This window comes from Polaribacter vadi, assembly GCF_018861005.1.
GTDB lineage: Bacteria > Bacteroidota > Bacteroidia > Flavobacteriales > Flavobacteriaceae > Polaribacter > Polaribacter vadi_A.
Genome location: NZ_JAHKQL010000031.1, coordinates 1 through 12,507 on the forward strand (window position 1 = coordinate 1; position 12,507 = coordinate 12,507).

Consider the following 12,507-nt stretch of genomic DNA (forward strand, 5'->3'; position numbering starts at 1 on the left):
ATGCGTTAAAATTCTGAGCATAACTCTGTTTACACAGAGTATTTGTTAAAAACTCCTTAAATTAGATGCAATTAATTCATTCAAAACTACCAACGTATGCAAGGAAATTTACTTCACTCATTTCTATCCATTTACACTGTAACCAATCAAAACATAATACAGATTTTTCACAATAGAAATCGTTCTTATTTTTAGATAAAAATAATGTTGTTTCAATCAATAATTTAAGACAATATTTAAAAAGAAAAGTCTGTAAAAAATATAATTGTAGTCATTATAATTGAAATAACCTCAAAGTTGCTGAATCTATATAATTTATTGAATATCAATTTAATAATATAAATATATTATTAAGCTGTTTAACATTATACCTAATAATGAGAATAAATTTATCCGAATACTTTCAATAAGTGTTGAGCATAATCAATAATAAAAACAACTATTTCGTAAACACAAACTAATAATGAAAACAATAACTAAACTATGTATGTTTTGTCTATTGCTATTTGCAATAACAATGCCATTACATGCGCAACAATTAACAGAACAAACCTTTCAAGGTTTAAAACTTAGAAATATAGGGCCTGCATTTACCTCTGGTAGAATTGCAGACATAGTAATTCATCCTAACAATGAGAATGTTTGGTATGTGGCTGTTGGTTCTGGAGGTGTTTGGAAAACAACGAACTCTGGTACTACATGGAAACCTATTTTCGATAAACAAAATTCTTATTCTATAGGGGCTATTACCATAGATCCAAACAATACGCATACCATTTGGGTAGGTACAGGAGAAAATGTGGGAGGACGTCATGTAGCTTTTGGAGACGGAGTCTACGTAAGCCATGATGATGGGGCTTCTTGGAAAAATATGGGCTTAAAAACCTCAGACCACATCTCTAAAATTATAGTTCACCCAAAAGATTCTAATATAATTTGGGTGGTTTCTCAAGGACCTTTATGGTCTAAAGGAGGAGAAAGAGGAATCTTTAAATCTACGGATGGAGGAAAAACATGGACACAAACTTTAGGAGATACAGAATGGGTAGGCGCAACAGATTTAGTTATAGATCCAAGAAACCCTGATGTTTTATATGCAGCTACTTGGCAAAGACACAGAACTGTTGCTGGTTATTTAGGGGGTGGTAAAGGTTCTGGTATTCATAAAAGTATAGATGGTGGGTTAACTTGGCAAAAATTATCCAAAGGAATTCCGGGTTCTAACTTAGGTAAAATTGGTTTAGCAATTTCTCCTTTTAATCCTGATGTTATTTATGCAGTTATAGAAACAGACAGAACTAAAGGTGGTTTGTACATGTCTGCTAATAGTGGAGCATCTTGGCAAAAACAATCTAATACAGTTTCTGGGGGTACAGGTCCTCATTATTATCAAGAGTTATACGCTTCTCCTCATCATGAAGGAAAACTATTTTTAATGAATAACTATGTATTAATTTCTGATGATCATGGCAAAACCTTTCACAGAATGAACGAACGTAACAAGCACGTAGATAGTCATGCAATGGCATTTAAAGCTTCAGACCCTAATTATGTATTATTTGGTACAGATGGTGGGTTATATGAAAGTTTCGATTTAACCAACAGCTGGAAGTTTATCAGAAACTTACCTGTTACACAATATTTTAAATTGGCAGTAGACGATAGTAAACCTTTTTACAAAATCTATGGAGGTACGCAAGATAATGGATCTCATGGAGGCCCTTCACAGTCAATATATTCAGACGGAATTGCCAATTCTGATTGGTGGAAAACTTTAGGGGCAGATGGTCATCAATCTGCTATAGAACCTGGTAATCCAAACATTACTTATGGTGAGTTTCAAAAGGGAGCATTATGGCGAATTGACCAAACCACTAAAGAAACTGTTTACATTCAACCGCAAGCTTTAGAAGGTGATCCGTTTGAAAGGTTCAATTGGGATGCTCCGATTTTAGTAAGTCCACATAATCCAAAGAGATTATACTTTGCATCTTATCGTGTATGGAAATCTGAAAACAGAGGTGATGATTGGTCACCAATTTCTAGCGATTTAACCGAGAAAACAGAAAGAATGAAAATCCCATATTATGGCAAACAACAAAGTTGGGATAATGCTTGGGACACTAAAGCTATGTCAGATTATAATACAATTACTTCATTGGCAGAATCACCTAAACAAGAGGGATTAGTATATGCAGGTACAGACGACGGAGTTATACAGGCCACCGAAAATGGTGGTACTACTTGGAACAAGTTTAAAATCAATAGTATAAAGGGAGTAGAGCATGTACCATTTGTAAATGACGTTCGTGCAGATTTATTTGATAAAAACGTAGTATATGCTGCTGTAGACAATCATAAATATGGAGATTATAAACCATATATTTTAAAAAGCTCCAACAAAGGTAAAAACTGGGAATTAATCAACGGAGATCTTCCTGAGCGTTTATTAGTATGGAGACTTGTTCAAGACCATGTCAATGAAGATTTATTATTTGCTGCTACAGAATACGGAATCTATTTTACCTATAATGGAGGTACAAACTGGCTAAAATTAAAAGGTGGAGTGCCAACTATTTCGTTTAGAGATATTACTATTCAAAGAAGAGAAAATGACCTGGTTGGGGCTTCTTTTGGTAGAGGTTTCTTTATTTTAGATGATATTACACCATTAAGATTATTCAAAAAAGAAATGTTGTCTAAAGATGCTACTTTGTTTCCTATAAAGGATGCTTATTGGTACAAAGAAGCAAGTAGAGTAACTGGTCAAGGAGATGCTGAATATAAAGCCCCTAATGCACCATATGGGGCTAAGTTTACGTACTATATGTCAGATAAAATCAAATCTTTAAAAGACATTCGTAAAAAGAGAGAAAAAACAAATACAGACTTTCCTGGTTGGGAGGCCCTTGAAAAGGAAAATAATCAAGATGGCCCCTTAGTTTTATTAATAATAAAAGACGCAGAAGGAAACATTGTAAACACAGTAAAAGGGACTAACCAAAAAGGTTTTAACCGCGTAAACTGGAAATTGAATTATCCGAATAAAAGAGGAGAAAGTTTAAACGCTAGTGGAGACGGAATTGGAGGCAGAAGCAATATTATGGTAACTCCAGGTACTTACACAGCTACATTAGTAAAACGTGTAGATGGTGTAACTACTATTTTACAAGAGCCTAAAACGTTTAACGTAGTACCAATGTATGATGGTGCATTACCAAGAAAGTCTTACAAAGAAGTGAATGACTTTAGAAAAGAAGTATTTGCTTTTCAACAAGATTTAATGGCGACAAACATCTTAATGAATCGTCAAATAAAAACCATTGCAGCAATGAAAAGAGCCGCAAACAAAACAACAGCACCTAATGATGCTTTATTAAAAGACATTAACGATACCAGGTTACAATTATTAGCTATTCAAAAAGAATTAAATGGTAGCACAGTAAAAGGTGAAGTAGGGGAAAAATCAAATCCCACTGCTAATGATGGTAATGGTTTATCTTGGCGAGCTTTTGGTAATACTTATGGGCCAACAGGTACGCATAAACAATTATTAGAACGTGTAAAATCGCAACTGGTTAAAGTAAAATCGCAGTTAAAAGGGGTATCAGAAAAGAACCTAATTAATATCGAAAAAGGATTAAAAGCAGCTGGTGCTCCTTGGATAGAAGGGCAAGGATTAATTAATAACTAATACAGCAAACAAAATAAAGTGAATGTTATAAAAGGCATTCACTTTTTTAAATTCAGTAGTAAGGTAGTACAACAGCACTACACATATAAATTCAAATTAAAACAAACACCTTTATGAAAATCTTGTCAACAATTCTATTGTTTTGCGTCGCAATTTCCCTCCAAGCGCAAAAAAAAATAATGCAACATGAAGACAAAGCATTATGGAACCAAATTAAAAATGCAAATATTTCCAATTCTGGAGATTATTTTTTATACGGATTAGGTCAAGATGAAAAAGACCAAACCTTATACCTTAAAAGTACAAAGGGAAACCAAATCATGGAATACCCTCGCACAAAAGGGGGAGATTTTACCTACGATTCTAAATTTGTTTTATTTTCTGTAAATGCTTACAAAGACAGCATTACTGAATTAAAACGTAAAAAAGTAAAAAAGAAAGATTATCCAACAGATACCTTAATCATCTTTAATATCAATAAAGAAAAGGTAGATAAAATACCAAACGTAAAATCTTATAAAATCCCTGAGAAATGGTCGGGCATTGTTGCTTATGAATTAGGTGAAGCAAAAACTAAAAAAACAAAGACAGATAAGCCAGAAGACAAAGACAAAACAAAAAGCAAAACAAAGTCCAAGAACAAAAAGAAGAAAATCAAAAAGGTTTCTAGTAAAAATGGTTACCATATTGTGGTGCGTAACTTGGAAAGTGGTGTAGAAGATACCCTTAAATTTGTTACAAAACACGCAATTTCTAAAGAAGGACAAATCATTACATATGCAACTACAGGTATAAAAGAAGTTTTAAAAAGTGGGGTTTATCAATACGATGTTAAGAACAAAACTTCTAATTTAATCTATCAAAGTCACGAAAAAACCAAATATCCGCAAATTGAAATTTCAGATTCGGGTGATAAAATTGGTTTTGTAGTAGATGCAGACTCTACAAAAAGCTTAATTAAAAAACCAATATTATTAGGATGGAAAAAAGGACAAACTACTGCCAAAGAATTAGTAGCTTCAGAAAAGAATGCAGCAAAATTATTAGTTTCTCCAGACCAAAGGTTAACATTTTCTAAAAACGAAGAGCGACTATTTTTTGGTTTAAGAAAACCGCCTATTGTACAAGATACTACACTACTTAAAGAAGAAATTGTAAATGTAGAAGTATGGACGTACAATGAGCCAAGACTATACACAGTACAAGAAATGCAAGTAAAAAGAGATCAGAAGAAAGCCTTTTTATCTTTGTATGATTTTACCAGTAATAAAATGGTACAAATTGCAAATACAGAGTATGATGTAGTACGTTATGCAGACGAAGGAAATTCAGAGTATGCAATTATTGGAAACAATACGCCTTATATGTTAGAGAGTCAATGGACTGGACAACGTGCTATGGATATGATGCGAGTAGATTTATCAACAGGAGCAACTGCAACCATTGGCAAAAAGATTTATGGAGGTAATTCCTTAAGTCCAAAAGGGAACTACTTGTATGGTTATTCTAGAAAAGATACTACTTGGTTTACCTACAACTTAAAAACCTTAAACTACAAAGCATTAACTAAAGGTAAGCAATTTTACAACGAAACACATGACTACCCAGACGATCCTAGAGGATATCGTTCTATGGGCTGGACAGAGAATGATGAAAAATTATTAATTTACGATCGTTATGACATTTGGGCCTTTGATCCTGATTCTGGAGAGTCAGAAAAATTAACCAAGGGGAGAACTAAAGACACCAATTATCGTTATGTAAAATTAGATAATGAAGAAAAATCAATATCAAATACCAACAACTGGTTTCTTAGAACATTTAACGAGGAAACCAAGTTAGGGGGTATAGCACTTTACAATCCAAAGAAAAAGAAATTGACTCAATTGGTAGAAAGTGAGCATACTTATGGTGGCTATAAATTAGCACAAAAGGATAAGAAAAACAGACTACTTTACACACGTCAAAACTTTACAGAATTCCCAAATTATTATGTAACAGACGTAAACCTAAAAGCACCAAAACAAATTACAGACGCCAATCCACAACAAAAAGACTACAATTGGGGTACTATAGAAATGGTAGAATGGACTTCTTTAGATGGAAAACCTTTAAAGGGAATGTTAGTAAAACCTGAAAACTTCGATCCGAATAAGAAATACCCAATGATTGTGAATTTCTATGAGAAAAATTCAGACGGTATTTACAGACATCGTGCACCATCTTATGGTAGATCTACCATCAATTATCCTTTCTATGCGAGTCGTGGGTATTTAATTTTTAATCCAGACATTACCTATAGAGATGGTTATCCTGGTGAGAGTGCCTTAAATTGTGTAATTCCAGGAATTACTTCTTTAATTGACAAAGGTTTTGTAGACAAAGACAATATTGGTGTACAAGGACACAGTTGGGGTGGTTATCAAATTGCCTATTTAGTTACCAAAACCAACATTTTTAAAGCTGCAGAATCAGGTGCTCCAGTACCAAATATGATTAGTGCTTATGGAGGTATACGTTGGTGGACAGGTCTAAGCAGACAGTTTCAGTACGAGCATACACAAAGTAGAATAGGTGGTACACCTTGGGAATATCCACAACGTTATGTAGAAAACTCTCCGATTTTTAATATCGATAAAATTAAAACGCCATTATTAATCATGCACAATGATGCAGACGGACACGTGCCATGGTATCAAGGAATTGAATTTTTTGTAAGCTTAAGACGTTTAGGCAAACCTTCTTGGTTATTAAACTATAATGGCGAACCTCACTGGCCTTTAAAAATGCAAAATAGAATCGACTTTAACATTCGTTTGGCGCAATTCTTCGATTATTATTTAAAAGGAGCTCAAAAACCAATGTGGATGGAACGTGGGGTACCTGCTATAGAAAAAGGAATCAACCAAGGGTACGAACTCATAAAAGAAGATAAATAACAAATAGTATGAAATTTAAAACAATAAAAATTAGTCTTCTTTTTGTATTAATGGCATTGGGAATCAAAGCTCAAGATTTCGATGCTTTTCAATACAGAACTGTAGGGCCAGAAAGGGGAGGTAGAGTTACCACAGTAACTGGTACTCCTCAAATACCAGGCACATTTTATTTAGGTGCTTCTGGTGGTGGAGTTTGGAAAACTGAAGATTATGGAGTTTCTTGGCAAAATGTATCTGATGGTTATTTTGCTACCCCATCTATTGGAGCTATAGAAGTTGCAGCTAATGATCCCAATGTCATTTATGTAGGTACTGGTTCAGACGGGTTAAGAAGTAATGTGATTTCAGGTAAAGGGGTATACAAATCTATTGATGGCGCCAAAACTTGGGAACATTTAGGCTTAAAAGAAACTGGTCAAATTGGAGCTGTAGAAATAGACCCAAGAAACCACAATACAGTTTGGGTAGCTGCCATTGGTAATGCCTTTAAAGCGAACAGCGAACGTGGTATTTACAAAACTACAGATGGTGGGGAAACTTGGGATAAGGTTTTATTCATTTCTGATCAAGTAGGTTTTGCTGATTTAGAATTATTACCTAATAATCCTGACATTGTATATGCTGCAGCTTGGAAAGCAGAACGCAAACCTTGGACCATTATTTCTGGGGGAACTCAAGATGAAGGCGGAATTTACAAATCTATTAACGGTGGTAAAGATTGGGAAAAACTAGAAAACGGATTACCTAAAGGCTTAATTGGCAAAATAGATTTAGCAGTATCTCCTGTAGATTCTAGTATTTTATATGCCATAATAGAAGCACCTGGTAAAGAAGGTGGTTTGTATAAATCTGTAAATCAAGGGAAATCTTTTGTGCAGGTATCTAGTAATAAAGGCTTGCTAAACCGTCCTTTTTACTATGTTAATGTAGAGTTAGATCCTACCAATCCAGACATTATATATTCCAATGCTAATCCGTTGTTAAAATCTACAGATGGTGGAAAATCTTGGGATCGTATGAGCGTACCACATGGAGATAATCACGACATTTGGTTGAATCCAGATAATCCAGAACTTTTAATTCAAGCTAATGATGGAGGTGCCAATATTTCACATAATGGAGGGAAAACTTGGTCTACCCAATTTAACCAACCTACAGCAGAATTGTATCAAGTAGAAGTAGACGACCAATATCCATATTGGTTGTATGCTGGCCAACAAGATAATAGCAGTACTGTTTCTGTACCTAGTTTTCCACCAAGTGCCATTCAATACCCAGGTGCTGGTTGGATTATGAATACTGGAGGTTGTGAAACTGGACCTGCTGTACCAAAACCGGGCAATGCCAATATTGTATATGCTAATTGTAAAGGTCGTTTTTTTGTATTCGACAAAACAACAGGTACAGAAAAAAGTTATTATGTTGGGGCATCCAATATCTACGGTCATAATCCAAAGGATTTAAAATACCGTTTTCAACGTGTAGCACCCATTCATGTATCACCTCATAATCCTGATGTGGTGTATCATGGTTCGCAGTATTTACACAAAACCGTTAACGATGGTGAAATTTGGGAAACCATTTCACCAGATTTAACAGCTTTTGAAGCCGACAAACAAGTGATTTCTGGAGGTCCAATTACGAGAGACATCACAGGAGAAGAGTATTACAGTACTTTGTATTCCATCCGAGAATCGAAACTAAAAGAAGGGTTGATTTGGACAGGTTCTAATGATGGGGTAATTTCTGTAACTCAAGATGGTGGTAAAACTTGGAAAAATGTAACGCCTAAAAAAATGCCAAAGGGTGGAAGAGTAGAATCTGTAGCACCTTCGCAATTTGACCCTGCTAAGGCTTATATTGCTGTAGAAAGACATTTGTTAGGTGATGCTAGACCGTTTATTTATAAAACATCTAATTATGGGGCTTCTTGGGAATTAATTTCAACTTCAGACAATGGTATACCTAACGATTACTATACTAGAGTAGTAAGAGAAGATCCAGTTCGCCCAGGTTTATTGTATGCAGGTACTGAATACGGAATGTTTATTTCTTTTAACGATGGGAAAAACTGGCAATCTTTTCAGCAGAATTTACCAGTAACCCCAATTACGGATATTAAGATATTTCGTGGGGACTTAATTTTAAGTACAATGGGGCGTGCTTTCTGGATTCTAGACAATATTACTGCCTTAAGAGACACAAATATAAATACGCTAGGCAATGCACCTGTATTGTTTAAACCAGACGATATTATTCGTTATCGTTATCCGAAAGTAGGGCGTACAAAAAGTGTAACACAATATCCAAGAACTAGTGTAATTATCGATTATTATTTGCCAAAAGGAAACAAAGCACCCATTGAATTAGAAATTCTAGATGCTAATAAAAATAGTGTAGCAAGTATTATTAGTGATAAAAAACTAATAAATAACGTAGACGATGTAGAAGACATGAACCTAAGTCAAGTATTCAGATATGTAGATACTAAGCTAGAAACCAAAACAGGGATTAATCGTTTTAATTGGGATTTACGTAGTAAAGGGGCTTGGTCTAGCAACAAAAGAAGAAGTTATAAAAGAGGTCCTTTAGTAGCACCAGGTAAATATACTGCTAAATTAAAGGTAGATGGGCAATCTTTTGAACAGGATTTCGAAATTAAAATGGATCCTAGAGTTAGCGCAAGTGGCTTAACCAAAACTGATTTAGTAAATCAAATTGCTTTACAACAAAAAGTAACGGTTTTATTATCCAAAGCAAACAAACTACAGGCAAAATTAGAAAAAGACAAGTCTGATAAAGCTAAAAAGGTACTAAAACAACTTAAAAATGATAGTGTAGTGTATCCGCAACAAATGTTTGTGGCTCAAGTATCTTATCTGTTATATATGATTAGTAGTGCTGACCAAAAACCAGGACAAGAAGCTGAAAAAAGATATACGGAGTTGTTAAATAAGTTTGAGGAATTAAAACAAGAAGCTACAGAATAAATACATATAGTAAATTCAATTAAAATGGCATTATTACTTTTTATATAAAGTAGTAATGCCATTTATTTATAGTTTTAAAACCAAATTACACACTCATATATCCTCGAGAATTACACAAATAAAAAGATATTTTCATTGAAATTAAATAGCGAAGTTATTGAAGGTTCTCTTTTATTGTATTCTATAATAGTATTTGCAAATTAGGTGCTTCAAATTAATTTTAACCTTTAGCCATATTTTTAGGACAAAAAAAGGTAAAAACTACGTCAAAAAGAATACAACAATCCGTAAATCGAATACAGTATCCATTTAAACATCATCTAATTTTGTCTTTCATTACTAATAGTAAAAAAAAGAAAAAATGAAAGAAATAATTAAAGTTGAAAAAGTAAAAGCCTCTCACCGAAAAATTTATACAGATATAATAATTAATGCATCAGCAGAACAAGTTTGGTCTGTTATTAAAGATACTAACTCTTATAAAAAATGGGCAATATTTTTAACAGACATTCAAGGTGAATTGAAAGATGGTAATAAAATTACGGCTAAGTTTCAATTAAATCCGTCTAAAGAAAAACACAATTCTATAGACCATACAATTCAAGTAGATGAAGGAAAGTCATTTTATTGGGCAGAAAAAGGGCCAATGGGTATTTGTGATAATCATCATTTTATTATTGAAGCAATCGACAATAACACTTCAAAATTTATTCAAAAAGATGAGTTAACAAAAGGAGCTACTTTTCTTTTGGGTGGTTATTTATCAAAAATATATGTAAAAGGGTATCAAGGATTTAATCAAGCATTAAAGAAAGAAGTAGAACAACGATTTAACTAGAAATTACAACAATGATAATTGCGTCAAAAACATATTTAATTCTTTTAGTAATTTGGTCTGTAGTTATGCTTGTTTGGGGTTTGGCTGGATTTTTTGAATATTTCACAGGAATTAAGCCTTTTATTGAGTTACAAAACAAGGCTTATCCTAATGGTGTACAGTTTGTACATTGGCTGCTAATAAGTTTAGCAGGAGGTACATTTTTAATCGGATATTTAACCCATTGGAATGTAACCCCATTCTTAATGTTAGTATTGTTTTCTAATTTAGCAGTATTATGCACCATAGAAACTTTTGATTTTATGTCGGAACAATGGAGTTTAAAAGCATATATTACTGAATTGATTTTTTATCTTGCTACCTCTGTATTTCTTTTAAATTCGGCTGTTTCAAAATCACATTTTATCGTATAAATGAAAAAAGAAAATATACATATTGAAAGTGTTCACGAAATTCATCAATCTCTAAATTTGGGAAAACCAAAGCATCCTTTGATTTCTGTATTTAAATTTGGCAAAGAGCAAAGGCAAGCATCAAATGAAAACTTTAAATATTCTTTAGGCTTATATCAAATAAGTATTAAAGGAAATTGTCCGTATACGATTTCGAAATATGGTAGAAATTCATATGATTTTCAAGAATGTTCAATGATATTCACTGCTCCAAATCAAGTTTTAGAATTTAATACATCTTACCAAACAGAAGATGATGATTGCTGGACATTGGTTTTTCATCCAGATTTAATTAGAAAATCGGAACTTGGTAAGAAGATAGAACGTTATGCTTTCTTTTCTTACGGTTCTAATGAAGCATTGCATTTATCTGATGAAGAAAGAAATACAATTACAGATATAACGCAAAAAATAACAAAAGAATACAGTAATAACATAGACTCACACAGTCAAACACTCATTATTTCAAACCTTGAATTATTGTTAAACTATTGTACTCGTTTTTACGATCGACAATTTTATATAAGAACAAACTTAAACAAAGATGTAGCAAGTGATTTTGAACAATTATTGAAAAATTATTATAAAGCAGAAAAACATTTGAAAATAGGTATTCCGTCCGTAAAGTATTGTGCTGATGAAATGAATATGTCATCAAGATATTTAAGTGATTTATTACGAAAAGAAACAGGCAAAAGTACGCAAGAGCATATTCATCATTACATAATAGAAAAAGCAAAAAACAACTTGTTAAACTCTAAAGATAGTGCTAGTGAAATTGCTTATAAATTAGGATTTGAATATCCTCAATATTTTAGTAAAATGTTTAAGAAAAACACTTCAATGAGCCCAATCGAATATAGACAAAGTATGAATTAATAAAGCCCAGATGCCTAACAAAGAACTGAGGTGAAAATAAATAAATTCGCAACTTCTTTTATACTAGTCGTTAGCGAAAACAAGCAAAAACACAGATGAACGAAATCAGAAAGTTTATTGACAACATATCTCCATTGAACAATTCTGACTGGAATTTTTTCTCTTCGAAACTAAAGAAAGTTAAATTTGATAAAAATACTACAGTACTAGAATCTGGAAAAATAGAGACTAAATTATCTTTTATTTCTAAAGGAATAATTAGACTTTATATCCCAAAAGAAGAAACTGATTTAACTTTCGGGTTTTTATTTGAAAACGAATTCGTTACAGCTTATGATTCTCTTTTGACACAATCTCCTTCTGAATATCAAATTGAAACGTTGACAGAAACTATTTTATGGCAAATTTCAAATAAAGACTTACAAGAAGTCTATAAAAGAACAAATAATGGAAATATTATTGGAAGAAAAATGGCTGAAAATATGTATCTAATAAAATCAAAAAGAGAGCTTTCTTTATTGAGTAAAACTGCAGAAGAAAGATATTTAGATTTGTTTTTTGACAGTCCAAAATTATTACAACAAATTCCATTAAAATATATAGCTTCATATATTGGTGTAACACCACAAGCGTTGAGCAGAATAAGAAAACGAATTACTTAACTTGAGTTCAGTGTTTTTATATATTCTTTACTGACCTTTGTATTTATATATTG

7 protein-coding genes are annotated in these 12,507 nt (G+C 32.9%); all 7 read left to right on the forward strand.

Annotated elements, in window-relative coordinates; genetic code table 11:
* The first annotated feature begins 463 nt into the window (after positions 1-463).
* The 7 genes from KO506_RS12965 (at position 464) to KO506_RS12995 (ending at position 12,454) form a co-directional block, all read left to right on the forward strand.
* Positions 464-3,694 carry a WD40/YVTN/BNR-like repeat-containing protein gene (locus tag KO506_RS12965; protein ID WP_215995348.1) on the forward strand — a complete coding sequence of 1,077 codons (3,231 nt, stop codon included), beginning with the start codon at positions 464-466 and terminating at the stop codon, positions 3,692-3,694.
* A gap of 179 nt (positions 3,695-3,873) precedes the next feature.
* Positions 3,874-6,633: an alpha/beta hydrolase family protein gene (locus KO506_RS12970; protein ID WP_215995349.1), complete on the forward strand. Its 2,760-nt coding sequence runs from the start codon at positions 3,874-3,876 to the stop codon at positions 6,631-6,633.
* A gap of 8 nt (positions 6,634-6,641) precedes the next feature.
* The gene (locus KO506_RS12975) at positions 6,642-9,623 is read left to right on the forward strand and encodes a WD40/YVTN/BNR-like repeat-containing protein (protein ID WP_215995350.1); all 2,982 of its coding nucleotides are present in this window, start codon (positions 6,642-6,644) and stop codon (positions 9,621-9,623) included.
* Positions 9,624-9,984: 361 nt separating this feature from the next.
* The gene (locus tag KO506_RS12980; protein WP_215995351.1) at positions 9,985-10,461 is read left to right on the forward strand and encodes an SRPBCC domain-containing protein; all 477 of its coding nucleotides are present in this window, start codon (positions 9,985-9,987) and stop codon (positions 10,459-10,461) included.
* An 11-nt stretch (positions 10,462-10,472) separates the two neighbouring features.
* Entirely contained in the window at positions 10,473-10,874 is a 402-nt protein-coding gene (locus KO506_RS12985) for a hypothetical protein (protein ID WP_215995352.1), read from the forward strand.
* Complete coding sequence (locus KO506_RS12990; RefSeq protein ID WP_215995353.1) at positions 10,875-11,792, forward strand: helix-turn-helix domain-containing protein; 918 nt, start codon at positions 10,875-10,877, stop codon at positions 11,790-11,792. It begins immediately after the preceding gene.
* A gap of 95 nt (positions 11,793-11,887) precedes the next feature.
* Positions 11,888-12,454 (forward strand): Crp/Fnr family transcriptional regulator, encoded by a 567-nt coding sequence (locus tag KO506_RS12995; RefSeq protein ID WP_215995354.1) that lies wholly within the window; start codon positions 11,888-11,890, stop codon positions 12,452-12,454.
* The last annotated feature ends 53 nt before the right edge of the window (positions 12,455-12,507 follow it).